We start from the raw sequence: 18,540 nt of genomic DNA, 5'->3' as shown, positions 1-18,540 counted from the left end.
TTTTCTTTGTGCAGCGCGGCATTGCGTGCGCGCAGAGCCTTCCGGTCAGGCGCTTTCGCATGGCGTAGCCACCTGCGGCGACGACATCGGTCATCCGGGCGATTGCTGGCTTTGTGGCAATTTCCGCATCGCGTCATCGACGCTTTCGCAACCTGCCGACGAAGCTCGAAAAAAATGCGCTGTCGCACCTTGGCAGGACGCGCATCCAGTGCTTATAGTCGATTTGTATGACAAACAGTCCGGGCGCCGGAAGCGCCCGCCCGTAAGCGTCGAACCATTCCATCCTGGAGCCGCAGTTCATGAGGAAGACGAGCGCAGTCCGCAGCCTCTACGGGCACGTCATGCACGAGCTCGGGCAGCGCATCGTGGGCGGCAAGGTGAAGCCCGGCGAAGTGCTGCCGCGCGAGGAGACGCTCGCCGAAAGCCTGCAAGTAAGCCGCACCGCGTTGCGCGAGGCGCTCAAGGTGCTTTCGGCCAAGGGCCTGATCGAGTCGCGCACCGGCGTCGGCGCGCGCGTGCTCGACCCGCGCCACTGGAACCAGCTCGATGCGGACGTGCTCGCCTGGCGCTGCGCCTCGATGCCCACCGACGATTTCGTCGACAAGCTGGTGGAGATGCGCGAGGTGATTGAACCGGCCGCCGCCGCGGCCGCCGCGCGCCGACGCACCGCCGAGCAGCTCGCCGCGATCGATGCGGCCTTCCGCGCGATGGACGCCGCGCAGACGCTCGATGCGTGGACCGCCGCCGACCTGCAGTTCCACGACGCGGTGCTGCACGCCACGGGCAACGAACTCCTGCAGTCGCTGTTCTCGGTGATCGAGACGGCGCTGGGCACGTTCTTCACCCTGTCCGCGCGCACCGCGGGCGACTTCAAGTATTCGCTGCCGCATCACCAGAAAGTGCTCGAGGCGATCCGCCGCAAGCAGCCGGAGGTGGCGCGCAAGGCGATGCACGCGATGATCGCCGACTCGCAGGCGAACCTGCAGCACAGCCGCGGCCGCGCCCGCAAAAAGGCCAAGGCGTGAGCACGCCGCTGGTCGGCCTGGACTGGGGCAGCACGCGGCTGCGCGCGTACCGCTTCGACGAGGCGGGCCAGGTGGCCGAAACGCGCGCGCTGCCCTGGGGCAGCCGACAACTGCCGGCAGGTGGTTTCGTCGAAGCCTTCGCGCAAGCGGTCGAAGGCTGGCCACGCGCACCGGTGCTGGCCTGCGGCATGGTCGGCAGCCGCGGCGGCTGGCGCGAGGTGCCCTATCTGGATACGCCCTGCCGGCTCGATGCGCTGGGCGGCGCGCTGACCGCGGTGGACGCACCCGACGGACGCACCGTGCACATCGTGCCGGGCCTGCGCGATCCGGCCGGGCCGGACGTGATGCGCGGCGAGGAGACCCAGATCGCAGGCGTGCTGGCGCAGGCATCGCTGCCCATCGGCGGCGTGCGGCTGCTGATGCCCGGCACGCACAGCAAGTGGGTGCACGTGAGCGATGGAGCCGTCACCGGTTTCACCACCGTGATGACCGGCGAGCTGTTCGCGCTGCTGCGCGGGCATTCCGTCCTCGGCGCCGGGCTGCCCGACGGCGGCGCAGACGAGGAGGCGTTCGCGCTCGGCGTCGCCGCCGCACGGACGTCCGGCGCGGCCGGCGGCCTCTCGCGGTTGTTCTCCGCGCGCGCCCTGATGCTCGAAGGCGCCCTGGCGCCGGCGTCGGTCGCGGACTTCCTTTCCGGGCTGCTGATCGGCGATGAGCTGCGCATGGCGCTGGCCGCCGGCTGGGCGATGCCCGACGCGCCGGTGCAACTGGTCGGCGAGGACGCGCTCTGCGCCCGCTACCGCCAGGCCGCCCCGGCGTTCGGCCTGATTCTGCAACCCACCTCCGGCTCACTCGCCGCGGCGGGCCTCTGGCGGGTCGCGACGGCGGCCGGCCTGCTCCACGGACGCATCCACGCATGAACGACTTCAAGACCTGGCTCGAACCGCTGCCGCTGGTCGCCATCCTGCGCGGCCTGCGCCCCGACGAGGTGCCGACGGTGGGCGACGCGCTGGCCGAGGCCGGCTTCCGCATCCTGGAAGTACCGCTCAATTCGCCACAGCCGCTGGAAAGCATCCGCCGCATGGCCGAGCGCTACGGCGCCGAGCGGCTGGTCGGCGCCGGTACCGTCCTCGATCCGGCGTCGGTGCGCGACATCGCGGACGCGGGCGGACGCATCGTGGTGATGCCGCACGCCGACGTGGCGGTGATCCGCGCCGCCAAACAGGCCGGGCTCTATTGCGTGCCGGGCGTCGCCACGCCGACCGAGGCGTTTGCCGCGCTCGCCGCCGGCGCCGACGCGCTGAAACTCTTCCCCGCCGAGCAGGCCTCGCCGGCCGTGCTCAAGGCTTGGCGCGCGATCCTGCCGCCGGGCACCGCGGTGCTGCCGGTCGGCGGCGTCGCGCCCGACACCATGGGTCCGTGGCTCGCAGCCGGCGCGGCCGGCTTCGGCATCGGCTCCTCGCTCTACGCGCCGGCTCGCGCGGCCGACGACGTCGGCGCGCGCGCGCGGGCCTTCGCACAGGCCTGGCGGCGCCACCTCGATTCGCAAAGGTCCAACGCATGAAGATCACCCGCCTCACCACCTTCGTCGTGCCGCCTCGCTGGCTGTTCCTGCGCATCGATACCGATGCGGGGATCTGCGGCTGGGGCGAGCCGATCGTCGAAGGCCGCGCGCACACCATCGCCGCCGCGGTGGACGAGCTGTCCGACTATCTGATCGGCAGGGACCCGCGCAACATCGAAGACCTGTGGGCCGTGATGTACCGCGGCGGCTTCTACCGCGGGGGCCCTGTGCTGATGAGCGCGATCGCGGGCATCGACCAGGCGCTGTGGGACATCAAGGGCAAGCACCTGGGCCAGCCGGTGCACGCGCTGCTCGGCGGCCCGGTGCGCGATCGCATCCGCGTGTATTCGTGGATCGGCGGCGACCGCCCGGCCGACACCGCGCGCGCGGCGAAGGATGCGGTGGCGCGCGGCTTCACCGCGGTCAAGATGAACGCCACCGAGGAAATGCAGTATGTCGACACCCACGACAAGGTCGAGCAGGTGCTCGCCAACGTGCAGGCGGTGCGCGACGCGGTCGGCCCGCACGTCGGCCTGGGCCTCGATTTCCACGGCCGGGTGCACAAGCCGATGGCCAAGGTGCTGATGCGCGAGCTGGCGCCGTACAAGCTGATGTTCATCGAGGAGCCGGTGTTGTCCGAGCATCTCGAAGCTCTGCCGGAACTGGCCGCGATTTCGCCCGCGCCGATCGCCTTGGGCGAGCGGCTGTACTCGCGCTACGACTTCAAGCGCGTGCTGGCGATCGGCGGCGTCGACATCCTGCAGCCCGATCCGTCGCATGCCGGCGGCATCACCGAGACGCGCAAGATCGCCTCGATGGCCGAGGCCTACGACGTGGCGATCGCGCTGCACTGTCCGCTCGGTCCGATTGCGCTGGCCGCCAACCTGCAGCTGGACGCGGTCTGCCACAACGCCTTCATCCAGGAGCAGAGCCTGGGCATCCACTACAACGCGGGCAACGACCTGCTCGACTACGTCAGCGACCGCAGCGTGTTCGCCTACCAGGACGGCTTCGTCGCCATTCCAGGCGGCCCCGGCCTCGGCATCGCGGTGAACGAGGACTACGTGGCCGAGCGCGCGTCGGCCGGCCATCGCTGGCGCAATCCGGTATGGCGCCACGCCGACGGCAGCGTGGCGGAGTGGTGAGCATGGCCTTCGCCACCTATCCCAGCCTGATCGACCGCACGGTATTCGTCAGCGGAGGCGCGACCGGCATCGGCGCGTCGTTCGTCGGGCACTTCGCGCGGCAGGGCAGTCGCGTCGCCTTCATCGACCTCGACCGTGCGCACGGCGAGGCGCTCTGCGAGGAGCTGGCCGATGCCCGCCACCGGCCACTGTTCCTGCCCTGCGACGTCACCGACCTGGACGCGCTCGGCGCGGCGATCGCGCAGGCGCGCGCCGCGATGGGGCCGATCGGCGTGCTGGTGAACAACGCCGCCAACGATGTGCGGCACGCATTCGGCGACACCACGGGCGAGGACTTCGACCGCAACGTGGCGGTCAACCTGCGCCACCAGTATTTCGCCACCCAGGCGGTGCGCGAGGACATGCGTCGCCTGGGCGGCGGCTCGGTGATCTGCCTGGGCTCGACCGGCTGGATGAAGAAGAACGCCGGCTACCCGATGTACGCCATGGCCAAGGCCGCGGTACGCGGGCTGGTCAACGGCCTGGCGCGCGAGCTCGGCCACGACCGCATCCGCATCAACGCGCTGGTGCCCGGCTGGGTGATCACCGAGAAGCAGCGCCGGCTCTGGCTCGACGCCGAAGGCGAGGCCGAAATCGCCCGTGTGCAGTGCCTGCCCGGCTACCTGATGGCCGACGACCTGGCCCGCGCGGCGCTGTTCCTGGCCGCCGACGACAGCCGCATGTGCACCGGACAGGACTTCATCGTGGACGGCGGCTGGGTATGAACGCGTCGGCGGTGGTCGCGCTCCACGCCGGCAACACGCTCGGCGAAGGCATCGTGTGGTGCAGCCGCGAGCAGGCGCTGTACTGGACCGACATCCAGGCGGCGACCCTCTGGCGCTTCCGGCCGCGCGATGCGCGTGCCGATCAATGGACGATGCCCGAGCGGCTGGCCTGCATCGCGCTGTGCGAGGCCGAGGGCTGGCTGCTGCTCGGGCTCGCCTCGCGGCTGGCGTTCTTCCACCCCGCCAGCGGGACGCTCGCACCGATCACGCCCGTGGAAGGCGGCCTGCCGACGCGCCTCAACGACGGCGCCTGCGACCGCCAGGGACGGTTCGTGTTCGGCACGCTGCACGAACCGCCAGCCGGAGGTGCCCGCGAGCCCGTGGGCAGCTTCTGGCGCCTGAATGCGGACCTCTCCCTTGAACGCCTTGACCTGCCCGGCGTGGCGATCAGCAACAGCGTCGCGTTCAGCCCGGACGGACGCACGCTCTACTACTGCGATTCGCCTGCCCGCGCCATCCAGTGCTGCGACTATGGCGACCGTTGCGGTTCGCCGCGCACCTTCGCGCGCCTCGATGATCCACGCGGAGAACCGGACGGTTCGGCGGTGGATGCGGCCGGCAACCTGTGGAACGCGCAGTGGGGCCTGGGCCGTGTGGCGTGCTACACGGCTGGCGGCCGCCTCGATCACTGCATCGACATACCCGCCTCGCAGCCGACCCGTCCCGCCTTCGGCGGACCGGATCTTGCGGTGCTCTACGTCACCAGCGCGCGCGACGGCCTGGACGCCGCAGCGCTCGCCTCGCAACCGTCCGCCGGTGCGCTGTTCGCGGCACCGGCGGGCACCACCGGCCTGCCGGAACCGCGTTTCGCCGGCACGCCGCCGCGGGTATCGGTGCACCCAGGTACCGCAGCCGGCGCCCTCCACCTCGCTTCCGGGGAAGCACACCCATGAACAGCAACGCCCTTGCCACACCTCTTGCGCAGCCCCGGACGGCGGCGCTCTTCACCTGCATTCTTGCGGCGCTGGCCGGATTGATGTTCGGCCTGGACATCGGCGTCATCTCCGGCGCGCAGCAGTTCATCCAGAGCGATTTCGGCATCAGCGACCGCGCCCTGGAATGGATCGTGAGCGCGATGATGTTCGGCGCCGCGGTGGGCGCACTTGGCGCGGGCTGGCTGTCGGTGCACCTGGGCCGCAAGCGCTCGCTGATCCTGGGCGCGGTGTTGTTCGTGATCGGATCGCTGCTGTGCGGCATGGCCTGGTCGCCTGCCACGCTGATCGCCGCGCGCGTGGTGCTGGGCCTGGCGATCGGCCTGGCCACCTTCGCCGCGCCGCTGTACCTGGCGGAGGTGGCGCCTGAGCACATCCGCGGCGCGATGATCTCGACCTACCAGCTGATGATCACCATCGGCATCCTGGTCGCGTTCCTTTCCGACACCGCCTTCAGCTACACCGGCTCGTGGCGCTGGATGCTCGGCGTGATCGCGATCCCCGGCTTCCTGTTCCTGCTCGGCGTTCTGCTGCTGCCCGACAGCCCGCGTTGGCTGATGATGCGCGGCCGTCGCGAGGAGGCCATCGGCGTGCTGAACCGGCTGCGCGGCGACGCGGCCATCGTCGAGCGCGAGGCGGCCGACATCGAGGAACAGCTCAAGACTCCGCAGCGCGGCTGGCATCTGTTCCTGGAGAACCGCAACTTCCGCCGCTCGGTCGGGCTGGGCGTGCTGCTGCAGCTGATGCAGCAGTTCACCGGCATGAACGTGGTGATGTACTACGCGCCGCGCATCTTCCAGACAATGGGCTACGACACGGCCGCGCAGATGTGGTTCACCGCGCTGGTCGGCCTGACCAACGTGCTGGCGACCTTCATCGCCATCGCGCTGATCGACCGGGTGGGCCGCAAGCCGATCCTCTACGCCGGCTTCGCGGTAATGGCGATTGGCCTGGGCGTGGTCGGCACGATGATGCACGGCGGCATCGCCACCCATGCGGCGCAGATCTTCACCGTGGCGATGCTACTGGTGTTCATCGTCGGCTTCGCGATGTCCGCCGGCCCGCTGGTGTGGACGCTGTGCTCGGAAATCCAGCCGCTCAAGGGCCGCGACTTCGGCATCGGCTGCTCCACGATCACCAACTGGGTCTGCAACATGATCGTGGGTTTCACCTTCCTCAGCCTGCTCAACGGCATCGGCAACGCGGCCACGTTCTGGCTCTACGCGGCGCTCAACGTCGTCTTTCTCGTGCTTACCGTGTGGCTGGTCCCCGAGACCAAGGGTGTCACGCTGGAGCAGATCGAGCGCAACCTGATGCACGGCAAGCGGCTGCGCGAGATCGGCCGCTAGTCGACGGAGAAACCCGACGGGGTGGCCTCCACCCCGTCGGCGCCCGCATCAATGCCGGGGCTTGTACCAGGCCAGCACGTCGCGGGCCTGTCTGAGGTCCAGTGGCGGGCATTGCCCGATATCGCCACCGGAAAGGATCGACTGCGCACGCATGCAGATCCGGGTCTCTTCCGGGTCCACGGGAGCCGACAGCCGTCCCCATTTGGGTTCGTTGTGGGGGGTGATCGCGAATACGGCGTTCATGCCTGGGTTCCTCCCTTGCAAGCCGATGGCCAATGGCGGAGCGGCAAGCTCCGTGCAGGCGCCCGACGCCCGTCGAGGCCGCTTGGCCGCATCCAGTATCGACCGGTGCCGTGAAGCGGCCGGCAAGCTTCCGTGGCCGTAGGCTCACCCAGGGAAACGCCGGTTCGGGGACCCGGCGCTAGGGAGTTTTCCGCACGCTCGCGTTCGCGTTTCGCACCGTCCTCACGAAGGCGGCGAAAGGGATGTCGGTGATGCCGACCAATCCGAAGTGGGCGTTCTCGCCGTCGAGCAGGCGCCCGCTCACCGGTTCGTCAGCGTACTGGAACCAGTGCGCACCCACGATCGCCGGATCGGTGGCCGCTGCGGCCAGGAAGCGCGCATACGCCTCGCCGCGCCGGGCCTCGTTCCATACCGCCACCGGGCCTGCGCCGAAGGGGCCGCGGTCGATCGAGCCGAACGAGAACTCGCTGACCAGCACCGGCTTGTCGAGTTGGTGCAGCGCGGCCAGATCCATTCCATGCTGTGGCAGGTCGGCGTAGACGTTGATGCTCACCACGTCGCACCACTGCGCGCAGGCGGCCACGGCCTCGGGCGTGCGCACCGCGAAGCGACCACCGAGAAACAGGTGATGAGGGTCATGCCGGCGCAGTGCCTGCGCAACCGTGCGGAAGTAGCGGTCGGCATAGGCGCGCAGCCAGGCGCTGTAGTCCTGGGCGATGGCCTGGTGGGCCTCGCTTGGCAGGGGCGCCTGGAAACCGGCCTGTTCCAGCGCCTCCCAGCGGGTCACGCCGACGCCCCAGGCCACCCCTAAGCGAAGGGCATCGCCGTACTTGCGCATGAGCATGGCGATGAACGCCTGCTTCGCTGGACTGCGCGGCTCGCCGCGCAGAGTGCCCAGCGCCAGCGCCCAGCGGCCCTGCGCACCGGGGGACGCCCAGGCCAGTTCGTTGTCGGCGAAGTAGCCGAGCAGCCAGCGATCCTCGCGCACGCCTTCGGCGGCCTTGGCGACGGCTCGTTCGGTGGCCGCCGCAAAGTGCGGATCGAACGGATCGGGCATGCGGCCCCACCAGTCGTAGCCGGTGGCGACGTTGGCGTAGTCGCCGGTGATGTTGATCGAGCGGGTGTAGGCCAGGCTGTGGCCGCGCGCGATGGTTTCATCGCTCCAGTCGCCCAGCGTGTTGAAGCCCCAGGCAAGCAGCCGCTGGCGCGTGCGTTCACGCCACGCTTCACGCCATCGCACGCCGTCCACGCGGTAGAGGTTGGCCGCATAGAAGTCGAACCAGCGGCCATGGTTGTAGGTAAGGCCGCCGGCCGCGCCGGTGTCGCGGCGGCTGTCGTCCTCGCCGTAGAACGCCTGCCAGGCGCCCGTGGCCGGCGGCCGGCCGGTGAACATCCACTCGCGGCCTTGCACGTAACTGCGCCCGCCATCGGGCGCTACCGCGTTCACGCCCAGCGAGAAGAACGGGTGGCCGTCCGGTGCCACCAGCTGCCAGCGGCCATGAAGCTTGCGCGTGTGGAACCAGCCAGCGGCCGAGGTTCGGCCATCGGGCCGTCCATCGCCTCGATCACCGGGCATGCCGCCCAGCTGCGCACGTTCGCGCACATGCGCGCTGCGTAGCGCGGCATCGCTGTGGACCTTCTCCGGCCACTGTCCCCGCGTGTACTGGCCGTAGCGGTCGACGATCCCGGCGTAGACGTCGTGGAGCGTGTCGCCAGCGGCTGCGCCCGGCGTACCGACGAGCAGCACCTGCGCGGCCTGCGGCGCGGGAATGGAGAGCTGCACGGCGCGTATGGCCTGGAGCGACGGCGCGCCCTCCACCGTGGTGGCCAGCAGGACACGCTGGCCACCGAGTTGCACCGGCATCGGCGGGCCGGCCTGCATGCCGAAGGCGCGCGGCGAGGTCGCGTGCAAGGGAACGATGAGGGTCTGCGCCGGGCCGGCGGGCAGGCCCACCGTCGCCTTCAGGTGGGCGCCCGCCGTGCCTTCGATGTCGATCGACAGGGTGACCGCCCATGGCATCGCGTTCTGCACGCTGACGCGCAGTTCGCCCTCGCCAAGCCACGGGCGCGCCGGGCTGAAACGCACGCTCGGCTGCGCGGACGGCTCGAAGGTGTACCGGCGCATCGTTTCGCCGGCGATCTGCTCCTCCGCGCCGGCCCGGACATGGGCCAGACCAACCTGCAATCCGGCCGCACCGGCGGGCGCCTCCGCCCGGCATGCAATCGACAGGATCAGGCAGACCAGTGCAGCGCTCGTCCTCATGGCCACCAGTGTCGCTCACCGCTCCGCACGGGACGTGCAGGAGCGCTCACGCCCCGCTGCGTTCGAGCCAGCGCCAGCCGTAATAGGCGGGAATGCCGCAGGCAATGATGACCAGGCTCATGCCGGCATCGCTTGGGTTGTGGATCGCCGTGGCGCCGATCACGCACAGCACGGTCACCACGAAGATCATCGGCAGCCACGGATAGAACGGCACGCGGTAGGGCGAGGGCTCGGTGAGGTAACGGCGGTACCAGAACAGCGTGGCGATGCTGCAGGCGTGCGCCAGCCACTCGCCGACGGTGGTGTAGTCCAGCAGCTGGTTGAAGCTGCCGGACACCGCCAGCACGATCGCCCATGCGCCCAGCGTGGCCAGCGCCACCTGCGGCGCGCGGCTCTGCGGCTCGATGCGCCCCACGGCGGAGAAGAACATGCCGTCGGCGCCCATCGTCTGCAGCACGCGCGCGCCGCCGGCGATGGCGATGTTGCAGTAGCCGAAGGTGGAGCAGGCGATGCCCAGCGCCATCAGCGTGGCGCCGCGGTCGCCGAGCAGCCGGCGCAACAGGTCGGCGGCCGGCGCGGTGCTGAAGGCCAGGCCCGCATGGCCCAGACCGGCCAGGTAGGCAAAGTTGGCCAGCACATAGGCGATCATCACGCCGGCCATGCCCAGCCCCAGCGCGATCGGCAGCGTGCGTTGCGGGTTGCGCACTTCGCCGGCCAGGTCGTTGAGGTAGTGGAATCCGCCATAAGTGAACAGCACCGGCAGCAGCGCGCCGAACAGCGCGCCCGCGGGGACGTCCCGCCCGGGATCGGCGGCGAGCGTCACGCCCAGGTGGCCATCGGCCAGCACCACGCCGGCCACGACCAGCAGCGCGATGGCGGCGAGCTTGAGCACGGTGAAGATGTTCTGCACCCAGGCGCCGGCGCGGATGCCGAACAGGTTCACGCCGACGATGAAGGCGATCGCGCCGGCGGCCACGGGCTTGATGTACAGCAACGACAGGCCAAGCGCCGCGCAGAAGTACTGCGCGAAAATCGTCGCTACAGCGGCGACGCTGCCCGGGTAGTTGATCAACGCCATCGTCCAGCCGAACAGGAACGCGGGCAGCTGGCCGAACGCCTCGCGCAGGTAGATGTAGCTGCCGCCCGCCTGCGGACGCCGTGCGCCGAGCTCGGCATAGCTCAGCACGCCGGTCAGGGTCAGCAGGCCGCCGACCACCCACAGCGCCAGCAACTCCCAGCCCGAACCGGTGCGCTGGGCCAGCGTGGCCGGGGTACTGAAGATGCCGGCGCCGATCACGCCGCCGATGACGATCATCGCCGCGTCCCAGGTACCCAGGCGGCGCAGGTAGGTATTCGATTCGGTGCTCATGCGTGGAGAAGGCATCGTCGGCGGCGGGAGCGGCAACGATAGCGTGAGTTGGCGGTGGGGTTCAGCCACTGGCGCACGATGCATCCCCATTCCCGCAGGAGCGCACGGTGCGCGACCGCGAGCCACGGGCAGCGCGAAGTGGGCGCTCCGCGCGGTCGCGCACGGGTGCGCTCCTACAAGCCAGGGGGCGGAACCCGCTACCCTTGGCGACATGACGATCCCGCACCCGCGGCCCCTTGCGCATGCGCCGTAAGGTTGGGCCGATGTCCGCACTTCCCTCCCCTCTTGCCGACCCCGGTACGCGCCGCTGGCTGCGCGGGTTGTCCTGGTTCGCGTCGGCGTTGCTGCTCGCCCTGGCGGCGTGGCTCCTGCACCGTTATCTGGGCGCGATGCGCTGGCGCGACGTGGCGACGGCGCTGGCGCAACTGCCGCGCACGCACGTGGCCGGCGCCGTGGTGGCAACGGCGATCAGCTTCGCCATGCTGGCCACGTTCGACGTGCTGGCCGCGCGCCGCGTGGCCCCGGCGCGCGCATCGACCGGGTTGGCAGCCTTCGCGGGCTTCGCGGCGCACGCGTTGTCCAACACGCTCGGATTCCACGCCGTGACCGGTGGCGCGGTGCGCTACCGCATCTACGCCACCGCGGGTCTGGGCGCAGGCGACATTGCGCGCGTGGTCGGGCTGGCGACGTTGGGCGTGGGGCTGGGCTACGCCGTGCTGGGCGCGGCCGGCCTGCTGATGGAACCGGCGATCGCCCTCGGCTGGGGGCGCACCGCTGGCGTGGTCATCGTGCTGCTGCTGGCCAGCCTGGCGTTGTGGCTTGCGCGGCCACGCAGCCTGCGCGTGGGTCGCTGGACGATCGCCTTGCCGGGCTCGGGCGCCGCGCTGCTGCAGATGCTGGTCGGTGGCGTGGAGATGAGCGCCGCGATCGGCGCGATGTACCTGCTGCTGCCTCCGGAAATCGCGCCGCCGTTTGCCGATTTCGTGCCGGTCTACCTGACCGCGTTGCTGGCCGGCATCGTCAGCCATGCCCCCGGCGGCCTGGGCGTGTTCGAAGCGATCCTGCTCGGCGCCTTCCCCGCCCAGGCGCGCGCCGACGTGCTGGCCGGCCTGCTCTGCTACCGGCTGGTCTACAACCTGCTGCCATTCGTCGTGGCGGCGCTGTCGCTGGCCGCGTTCGAGGCGCGCCGGCGCAACGCACCCCCCGCACCGCATGCCTGACCGCGGCACATGCCGCCGCCTCGGGCCCGGCCGTATCCTGCGCGCTTTCGCCGCGGAGCCGCGCCATGCCGGATGCCAGCCACCTGCTCGCTTTCGCCCTGATCGCGCTGGGCCTGGTGCTCACGCCGGGGCCGAACATGATCTACCTGATCTCGCGCTCGATCTGCCAGGGGCGCGCGGCGGGGCTGGTGTCGCTGGCAGGGGTGGGTCTGGGCTTCATCGCCTACATGCTGTGCGCGGCCTTCGGCATCACCGCGCTGGTGTTCGCGGTGCCCTACGCCTATGACGCACTGCGCATCGGCGGGGCCGTGTACCTGCTGTACCTGGCCTGGCAGGCGCTTAGGCCCGGTGGCCGCTCGCCGTTCCAGCTGCGCGAGCTGACGCCGGACAGCCCGCGTCGCCTGTTCGCCATGGGCCTGCTCACCAACCTGCTCAACCCGAAGGCGGCGATGCTCTATCTCTCGCTGCTGCCGCAGTTCGTCGTGCCCGGTCGCGGCAGCGTGCTTGCGCAGTCGGTGGCGCTCGGTTTCACGCAGATCGCCATCAGCCTCTCGGTCAACGCAATGATCGTGCTGGCGGCCGGTTCGATTGCCGCATTCCTGGGCGGACGCCCGCTATGGCAGGCGCTCCAACGCTGGCTGATGGGCACGGTGCTGGCCACCCTGGCGGTGCGCATGCTGGCGCAGGGGCGCCGCTAGCGTCGCAACGTTCAGAGGCCGAACGGCCAGGTGTCGGCGGCGCCGCTGCGCGGCTCCTCGCCCAGCGGTTCGACCGCGTGGGTTTCGTCGAACCAGGTATAGCCGTCGAACTGGCGGGGCATCGAGCATTCGACGTAGTGGCTCCAGCGCTCGGTGTCCGGTCGGTAGATCACGCCGATGAAGCGCTCCAGGCGGCCGGTGGCCAGACGCCCGCACAGCTCGCGGTTCGCACCCTCGCGCAGGTCCAGCAGGCAGCGAGGCCGCCCGGCGTCATGGAACAGGCGCTCGTAGCTGTCGTTGCGCGAGGGCAGCACGCCCATCACTTTCATCGGTTCGTCCCAGTCGTCCGCCGCGGCGACCGTGCCGGTGTGCGTGCCGAAGCCCAGCAGCACCGCATCGGTGCCGAAGCGCTGGCGGCAAAGCTGCCCGAGGTTGAGTTCCTCGCGCACCTGGCCCATTTCGGTGTGGCGCGCGTCGCCGATGTGCGAGTTGTGCGCCCAGACCACCGCCTTCGACCGCGGACCGGCGGCGGCGAGCAGGTTTTCCAGCGTCTCGAACATGTGGCTGTCGCGCAGGTTCCACGACTCGGCGGAGCCGTAGTACATCGCGCGGTAGTAGGCCTCGGCGTTGCTGACCAGGCGTGCGTTCTGCGCCGCGTCCAGGAAGTGCTCGCCGTCGGCGTGGGCGTACTCCATCCGGCGGGAAAGCAGCTCGCGCAACATCTGCACCACCGCTTTCTCGCACAGCGGGTAACCGGCATTCAGGGCCATGCGGCCGTACTGCGCCGGCTCCTTGCTCCAGGGCATCAGGCAGCCGTAGCGGTGCCGCGCCACCTGCGCGGTTTCCGGGTCGACCTTGTCCAGGTAATCGATCACCGCGCGGATCGAGCTGTCCAGGCTGTACAGGTCCAGGCCGTAGAAGCCGGCCTGCCTGGGGGCGGGCTTGTCGCGGTTGTAGTCACGCAGCCAGTCGATGAAGCGGGCGACGTCCCGGTTGCGCCACATCCACGTCGGGAAGCGCTGGAAGATCGGCTCCTCGTGCGTGGCGGGACGGCCGCGCACGTAGCGGTCCAGCACCGCCGCATCGGGCCAGTCGCCTTCCACCGCCACGATGGTGAAGCCGTGCGCCTCGATCAGCCGGCGGGTGATCGCCGCGCGGGCGCGGTAGAACTCGCTGGTGCCATGGCTCGCTTCGCCCAGGAGCACGACACGCGCATCGCCGTAGCGGTCGTACAGCCGTCCAAACGCCGGGTCGTCGAATTCAGGCAAGGCCTCGGCCGCGGCGCGGATCATGGCCGGCAACGTGCCGCCATCGCCCGGCGCGCGGACGGCGACGGGTTCCATCCGCGGCGGCGCGATGGCTTCCTGCTCGCTCCAGCCGTAACTGCCCACCAGCGGCACGAAACGCACTTCGTCCAGCGGCTCCTCCTCGAAGCGGTCCTCCGCCAGGCGGGTCACCTTTACCAGCCGCTGGCGGTTGAGCGTCTCACCGACCGGCATTACCAGCCGTCCGCCGATCGCCAGCTGCCGGCGCAGCACATCCGGCACCGCCGGACCGCCGGCCGCGGCGATGATCGCGTCGAAGGGCGCCGCTTCCGGCCAGCCACCGCTGCCGTCGCCCAGGCGCAAGCGGATGTTGCGGTAGCCCAGCGTATCGAAGCGCTGTTGCGCGAGGTCGACGAGCTGGGCGTGGCGTTCGACCGCGTGCACGCGGGCAGCCAGCGCCGCCATCACCGCCGCGGCATAGCCCGAGCCCGCACCGATCTCCAGCACGCTGTCGCCCTCGTGCAGTTCGGCCGCCTGCAGCATGCGCGCGACGATGAATGGCTGGGAGATGGTCTGTCCGGCTTCGATCGGCAGCGGCGAGTCCTCGTACGCGAACTCGTGCATGCTCCCGGCCACGAACGCCTCGCGCGGGATCGTGCCCATCGCTTCGAGCACGCGCGCATCCGTGATGCCGCGCCCGGCCAGCTGGCGCTCGACCATGCGCTGGCGTTGCTCGGCGTAATCGGTCATGGCGAGCCTCCGGGATGCGACGCCACGGTAGCCCCGGCGCTATCAATCGCATGTCAAGCCGTGCAACCGCGTGGCCGGGCCGATTGCCGCGCGGTCGCGCCGGTCCCCTAGAATCGCCACCAGTCATCCCCGGTTTCCATCGTGTCCTCCACGCCGCGCAAGATCCTGCATATCGACATGGACGCGTTCTACGCGTCGGTGGAGCAGCGCGACGATCCGTCGTTGCGCGGCAGGCCCGTGGTGGTGGCGTGGCGCGGGGCGCGCTCGGTGGTCTGCGCGGCAAGCTACGAGGCGCGGGTGTTCGGCGTGCGTTCGGCGATGCCGGCGGTGCGGGCGGAACGGCTGTGCCCGCAGGCGATCTTCGTACCGCCGGATTTCACCCGCTACAAGGCAGTGTCGCGGCAGGTGCGGGCGATCTTCGCGCGGCACACCGAACTCATCGAACCGCTGTCGCTGGACGAGGCCTACCTGGACGTGACCTCCAGCAGGAACGGGCTGGCGTCTGCCACGGCGACGGCCGAGGCGATCCGCGCGGCGATCCGCGAGGAAACGAATCTGACCGCTTCGGCCGGCGTGGCGCCGAACAAGTTCCTGGCCAAGATCGCCTCGGACTGGCGCAAGCCCGATGGATTGTTCGTGATCCGTCCGCACCAGGTCGAGGCCTTCCTGGCGCCGCTCGCCGTCGGACGCCTGCCCGGGGTGGGCAAGGTCATGGAGGGCAAGCTCGCCGCGATGGGCGTGGCCACCGCGGCCGACCTTCGGCGGGTGGGCGAGGCCGGGCTCGAGCAGCGCTTCGGCCGCTGGGGCCGGCGCCTGCACCAGCTTTCGTGGGGTATCGACGAGCATCCGGTGCAGCCGGACCGGCTCACCCTGCAGGTGTCCGCCGAGGACACCTTCGAAAACGACCTCACGCTGGACGAGCTGGAACCGCACATCCGCCGCCTGGCCGAGAAAACCTGGGCCGGCCACCAGCGCGAGCAAGGGCGCATCGCGCGCACGATCGTGCTCAAGCTCAAGACCGCCGACTTCCGCACGCTGACCCGCAGCTTCTCGCCCGCCACCCTGCCCGTCACCGCGCACGAGCTGGCCGAGCTCGCCTGCGCGTTGCGGGCTCGGGTCGAGCACCCCGCCGGCACCCGCTACCGGCTGGTCGGCGTGGGACTGGCCGGCTTCGTCGACCGCGACCACTTTGCCGCGCAGCGCGACTTGTTCGAAACTGCCGCGCCGCGCGACTGACCCCCAACAAGGACAACCTATGCACCTGGAACTGCCCAAGGCTCGCGTGGAATCGCTGAAGGACTTCCTCAAGCATTACCTGATGATCGTGCTGAGTATCCTCACCGCGCTGGGGCTGGAGGCGTGGATCGAGCATACGCACCATGCGCACGCGGCCGAGACGGCGCGCGCGCAGATCGAAGCCGAGATTCGCGCCAACCTGGCGGAAGTAAAGTCCTCGCTCGCCCAGGACGAGCGGCAAGCCCGGGCGCTGGCCAAGATCCGCAATGCGCTCGTGGAGGACTTCAAGGCACGGGCGCCGGACGATGCCGTAGCCCGGCACGTGCAATCGCTGGTCGCGCTGGAAGGTTTCAACCTCAACCTGCGCTGGCCCAGCCTGCGCCAGGAAGCCTGGGACGTGGCCGTAGCCAACCAGTCGGCCAGCTGGATCGACGACGCCCACATGCGCCGCTATGCGGCGGCCTATGCCGGGCAACGGGACATGGTCACGACACTGAGCGCGAACCTGGCGCTGGTGATGAACGGTCCGCGCATGGTCGATGCGATGACCGACATGCGCATCGGCACCGTGCAACCGCGTGAATTCCTGCACGTGATCGGACAGATGACCTTGATGCTGGACCAGGCCAAGAACAATCTGGTGACCTTGCAGGACCGCTTGCAGGCGGCGCTGGCCGAGGCACAGGCGCACTAGGCGATCTGCCGGTCCACCGCTTTCGAAGCAACCGACGGATGCGCCACGGGGCAAAAAAAAAGCCAGCCGCCCGGTCGCGACTGGCTTCCTGTTCGCTTGAGCGGCGCTATTTCTTCTTCGGGATGTACAGGTCCGTGATGGTGCCCTCGTAGACCTCCGCCGCCATCGCGATCGACTCGCTCAAGGTCGGGTGCGGGTGGATGGTCAGGGCGATGTCGGCCGCCTCGGCACCCATCTCGATGGCCAGGGCCAGCTCGGAGATCAGGTCGCCGGCGTGCGGGCCGACGATGCCCGCGCCGACCACGCGGTGGGTTTCCTCGTCGAACAGCAGCTTGGTGAAGCCTTCGGTGCGGTCGATGCCGATCGCGCGGCCGGAGGCGGCCCAGGGGAACTTGCCCACGCCGACCTTGAGACCCTTTTCCTTCGCCTCGCGCTCGGTCACGCCGACCCAGGCAATTTCCGGGTCGGTGTAGGCGACCGACGGGATCACGCGGGCGTCGAAATGACTCTTCATGCCGGCCACCACTTCGGCGGCGACGCGCGCCTCGTGGGTCGCCTTGTGCGCCAGCATCGGCTGGCCGACCAGGTCGCCGATGGCGAAGATGTGCGGCACATTGGTGCGCAGCTGCGTGTCGACGTTGATGAAGCCGCGATCGGTCACCGCCACGCCCGCCTTGTCGGCACCGATCTTGTTGCCGTTTGCGGAGCGGCCCACGGCGACCAGCACGCGGTCGAACACGGTGGTGTCGGGAATGCTGTCGCCTTCGTAGCGGACTTCGATACCCTTCTTGGTGGCCTTGGCCTCGACCACCTTGGTTTTCAGGTGCACGCCCTTGAGCTTGCCGCCGAGGCGCTTGGCCAGCGGCTTGACCAGGTCCACGTCGGCGCCGGGGATCAGCTGGTCCATGAACTCGACCACGGTCACTTCGCTGCCCAGGCCCGCATACACCGTGGCCATCTCCAGGCCGATGATGCCGCCGCCGACGACCAGCAGCTGCTTCGGAATGTCCTTCAGCTCCAGCGCGCCGGTGGAATCCATCACGCGCTCGTCGTCCCACGGGAACATCGGCAGGCGCACGGCCTGCGAGCCGGCGGCGATGATGGCGTGCTCGAATCGGATCAGCCTGGTGCCCTCGGCCGTCTTTACTTCCAGCTCGTGCGGAGAGACAAAGCTGCCCGTGCCCTGCACGGTGCGCACCTTGCGTTGTTTGGCCATGCCGGCCAGCCCGCCGGTGAGCTTGCCGACCACCTGATCCTTGAACTTGCGCAGCTTGTCGAGCTCGATCTTGGGCTTGCCGAAGGTGACGCCGTGGGCGGCCATCGCGTCGGCCTCGTCGATCACGGCCGCGGCGTGCAGCAGTGCCTTCGACGGGATGCAACCGACGTTGAGGCAGACGCCGCCCAGGCTCGCGTAGCGTTCGACCAGCACGGTGTCGACGCCCAGGTCCGCGGCGCGGAACGCGGCGGTGTAGCCGCCGGGGCCCGAGCCGAGGACGACGAGCTTGCATTCGAGGTCAGGTGTTCTGGACGATGCCGCTGCCGCGTGCGGCACCTTCGCTTCCTCTCCCCGGCGGGGAGGGGATTGCGGTGAGGGGGCGGGGCTTGCGGGAGCGGCGGTAGGTGCGTTCGCTTCGTTGCCGGGCTGTCGCGAGGGCGCCCCCTTACCCTGGCCCTCTTCCCCCGCCTTGTTTCCATCCGGGGCAGAGGGAGCAGAAGCCTCGGCTTCGAGCGTGAGGATCACCGCGCCCTCGGACACCTCGTCGCCCACCTTCACCTTGACGTCCCTGACCACGCCAGCGGCGCTGGAAGGCACTTCCATCGTGGCCTTGTCCGACTCCAGCGTGATCAGGCTCTGTTCCTTCTCCACGCGGTCGCCGGCTTTCACCAGAACCTCGATCACCGGCACGTTGTCGTGGCCGATGTCGGGGACTTTCACTTCGATCGTGTTCGCCATGGCCTTGGC

16 protein-coding genes are annotated in these 18,540 nt (G+C 69.8%); 11 read left to right on the top strand and 5 right to left on the bottom strand.

Translation table 11 applies throughout. The features are described 5' to 3' along the window. Positions 1-299 precede the first annotated feature (299 nt). From LQ772_RS01085 to LQ772_RS01055, 7 genes are read left to right on the top strand one after another with little or no spacing between them, the layout of a single operon-like run. On the top strand, positions 300-1,025 hold the full coding sequence (locus tag LQ772_RS01085; protein WP_231323204.1) for a FadR/GntR family transcriptional regulator: 726 nt from the start codon (positions 300-302) through the stop codon (positions 1,023-1,025). Continuing rightward, complete coding sequence (locus tag LQ772_RS01080) at positions 1,022-1,945, top strand: 2-dehydro-3-deoxygalactonokinase (RefSeq protein ID WP_231323202.1); 924 nt, start codon at positions 1,022-1,024, stop codon at positions 1,943-1,945. The genes LQ772_RS01085 and LQ772_RS01080 overlap by 4 nt, the downstream gene beginning before the upstream one ends. Beyond that, positions 1,942-2,589 (top strand): 2-dehydro-3-deoxy-6-phosphogalactonate aldolase, encoded by a 648-nt coding sequence (locus LQ772_RS01075; protein ID WP_231323201.1) that lies wholly within the window; start codon positions 1,942-1,944, stop codon positions 2,587-2,589. Before LQ772_RS01080 ends, LQ772_RS01075 begins: the two co-directional genes overlap by 4 nt. Then, positions 2,586-3,734: a galactonate dehydratase gene (gene dgoD, locus LQ772_RS01070; RefSeq protein ID WP_231323199.1), complete on the top strand. Its 1,149-nt coding sequence runs from the start codon at positions 2,586-2,588 to the stop codon at positions 3,732-3,734. The genes LQ772_RS01075 and dgoD overlap by 4 nt, the downstream gene beginning before the upstream one ends. Positions 3,735-3,736: 2 nt before the next feature. Next, positions 3,737-4,498, top strand: coding sequence for an SDR family NAD(P)-dependent oxidoreductase (locus tag LQ772_RS01065; protein ID WP_231323197.1), 762 nt, complete (start codon positions 3,737-3,739; stop codon positions 4,496-4,498). Further along, the gene (locus LQ772_RS01060; RefSeq protein WP_231323195.1) at positions 4,495-5,451 is read left to right on the top strand and encodes an SMP-30/gluconolactonase/LRE family protein; all 957 of its coding nucleotides are present in this window, start codon (positions 4,495-4,497) and stop codon (positions 5,449-5,451) included. Before LQ772_RS01065 ends, LQ772_RS01060 begins: the two co-directional genes overlap by 4 nt. Beyond that, complete coding sequence (locus tag LQ772_RS01055; RefSeq protein WP_231323194.1) at positions 5,448-6,839, top strand: sugar porter family MFS transporter; 1,392 nt, start codon at positions 5,448-5,450, stop codon at positions 6,837-6,839. Before LQ772_RS01060 ends, LQ772_RS01055 begins: the two co-directional genes overlap by 4 nt. Before the next feature lie 48 nt (positions 6,840-6,887). On the opposite strand, the gene LQ772_RS01050 is transcribed toward LQ772_RS01055, so the two are convergent. From LQ772_RS01050 to LQ772_RS01040, 3 genes are all read right to left on the bottom strand, one after another. Then, positions 6,888-7,082 (bottom strand): hypothetical protein, encoded by a 195-nt coding sequence (locus LQ772_RS01050; RefSeq protein ID WP_231323192.1) that lies wholly within the window; start codon positions 7,080-7,082, stop codon positions 6,888-6,890. 178 nt (positions 7,083-7,260) lie between these two features. Continuing rightward, positions 7,261-9,345, bottom strand: coding sequence for a beta-agarase (locus LQ772_RS01045; RefSeq protein ID WP_231323191.1), 2,085 nt, complete (start codon positions 9,343-9,345; stop codon positions 7,261-7,263). A 46-nt stretch (positions 9,346-9,391) separates the two neighbouring features. Then, positions 9,392-10,714, bottom strand: coding sequence for an APC family permease (locus LQ772_RS01040; RefSeq protein ID WP_231323190.1), 1,323 nt, complete (start codon positions 10,712-10,714; stop codon positions 9,392-9,394). 263 nt (positions 10,715-10,977) lie between these two features. On the opposite strand from LQ772_RS01040, the gene LQ772_RS01035 reads away from it, so the two are divergent. Further along, complete coding sequence (locus LQ772_RS01035) at positions 10,978-11,934, top strand: putative bifunctional lysylphosphatidylglycerol flippase/synthetase (protein ID WP_231323188.1); 957 nt, start codon at positions 10,978-10,980, stop codon at positions 11,932-11,934. 65 nt (positions 11,935-11,999) lie between these two features. Then, entirely contained in the window at positions 12,000-12,632 is a 633-nt protein-coding gene (locus LQ772_RS01030; RefSeq protein ID WP_231323186.1) for a LysE family translocator, read from the top strand. Between the two features lie 11 nt (positions 12,633-12,643). Here LQ772_RS01030 and LQ772_RS01025 read toward each other — a convergent pair whose 3' ends face one another. Then, positions 12,644-14,647 carry a protein-L-isoaspartate(D-aspartate) O-methyltransferase gene (locus LQ772_RS01025; RefSeq protein ID WP_231323184.1) on the bottom strand — a complete coding sequence of 668 codons (2,004 nt, stop codon included), beginning with the start codon at positions 14,645-14,647 and terminating at the stop codon, positions 12,644-12,646. A gap of 177 nt (positions 14,648-14,824) precedes the next feature. Between LQ772_RS01025 and dinB the strand changes: the two genes are divergently transcribed. Together dinB and LQ772_RS01015 are read left to right on the top strand one after the other, a co-directional pair. Further along, complete coding sequence (gene dinB, locus LQ772_RS01020) at positions 14,825-15,883, top strand: DNA polymerase IV (RefSeq protein WP_231325832.1); 1,059 nt, start codon at positions 14,825-14,827, stop codon at positions 15,881-15,883. A gap of 19 nt (positions 15,884-15,902) precedes the next feature. After that, positions 15,903-16,577 carry a hypothetical protein gene (locus LQ772_RS01015; protein ID WP_231323182.1) on the top strand — a complete coding sequence of 225 codons (675 nt, stop codon included), beginning with the start codon at positions 15,903-15,905 and terminating at the stop codon, positions 16,575-16,577. Positions 16,578-16,683: 106 nt separating this feature from the next. Here LQ772_RS01015 and lpdA read toward each other — a convergent pair whose 3' ends face one another. Further along, complete coding sequence (gene lpdA, locus LQ772_RS01010; RefSeq protein ID WP_231323180.1) at positions 16,684-18,531, bottom strand: dihydrolipoyl dehydrogenase; 1,848 nt, start codon at positions 18,529-18,531, stop codon at positions 16,684-16,686. Positions 18,532-18,540: the final 9 nt, after the last annotated feature.

This window comes from Frateuria edaphi, assembly GCF_021117405.1.
GTDB lineage: Bacteria > Pseudomonadota > Gammaproteobacteria > Xanthomonadales > Rhodanobacteraceae > Frateuria_A > Frateuria_A edaphi.
The sequence above is the reverse complement of the archived record's forward strand: the minus strand, read 5'-3'. Positions and strand labels throughout refer to the sequence as shown.

Bases quoted from the DNA above. Each gene is read 5' to 3' on its own strand.
- LQ772_RS01045 (WP_231323191.1), bottom strand. From the start codon at position 9,345: ATGAGGACGAGCGCTGCACTGGTCTGCCTGATCCTGTCGATTGCATGC.
- dgoD (WP_231323199.1), top strand. From the start codon at position 2,586: ATGAAGATCACCCGCCTCACCACCTTCGTCGTGCCGCCTCGCTGGCTG.
- LQ772_RS01060 (WP_231323195.1), top strand. From the start codon at position 4,495: ATGAACGCGTCGGCGGTGGTCGCGCTCCACGCCGGCAACACGCTCGGC.
- LQ772_RS01085 (WP_231323204.1), top strand. From the start codon at position 300: ATGAGGAAGACGAGCGCAGTCCGCAGCCTCTACGGGCACGTCATGCAC.
- LQ772_RS01040 (WP_231323190.1), bottom strand. From the start codon at position 10,714: ATGAGCACCGAATCGAATACCTACCTGCGCCGCCTGGGTACCTGGGAC.
- LQ772_RS01055 (WP_231323194.1), top strand. From the start codon at position 5,448: ATGAACAGCAACGCCCTTGCCACACCTCTTGCGCAGCCCCGGACGGCG.
- dinB (WP_231325832.1), top strand. From the start codon at position 14,825: ATGGACGCGTTCTACGCGTCGGTGGAGCAGCGCGACGATCCGTCGTTG.
- LQ772_RS01035 (WP_231323188.1), top strand. From the start codon at position 10,978: ATGTCCGCACTTCCCTCCCCTCTTGCCGACCCCGGTACGCGCCGCTGG.
- LQ772_RS01015 (WP_231323182.1), top strand. From the start codon at position 15,903: ATGCACCTGGAACTGCCCAAGGCTCGCGTGGAATCGCTGAAGGACTTC.
- lpdA (WP_231323180.1), bottom strand. From the start codon at position 18,531: ATGGCGAACACGATCGAAGTGAAAGTCCCCGACATCGGCCACGACAAC.
- LQ772_RS01065 (WP_231323197.1), top strand. From the start codon at position 3,737: ATGGCCTTCGCCACCTATCCCAGCCTGATCGACCGCACGGTATTCGTC.
- LQ772_RS01030 (WP_231323186.1), top strand. From the start codon at position 12,000: ATGCCGGATGCCAGCCACCTGCTCGCTTTCGCCCTGATCGCGCTGGGC.
- LQ772_RS01025 (WP_231323184.1), bottom strand. From the start codon at position 14,647: ATGACCGATTACGCCGAGCAACGCCAGCGCATGGTCGAGCGCCAGCTG.
- LQ772_RS01050 (WP_231323192.1), bottom strand. From the start codon at position 7,082: ATGAACGCCGTATTCGCGATCACCCCCCACAACGAACCCAAATGGGGA.
- LQ772_RS01075 (WP_231323201.1), top strand. From the start codon at position 1,942: ATGAACGACTTCAAGACCTGGCTCGAACCGCTGCCGCTGGTCGCCATC.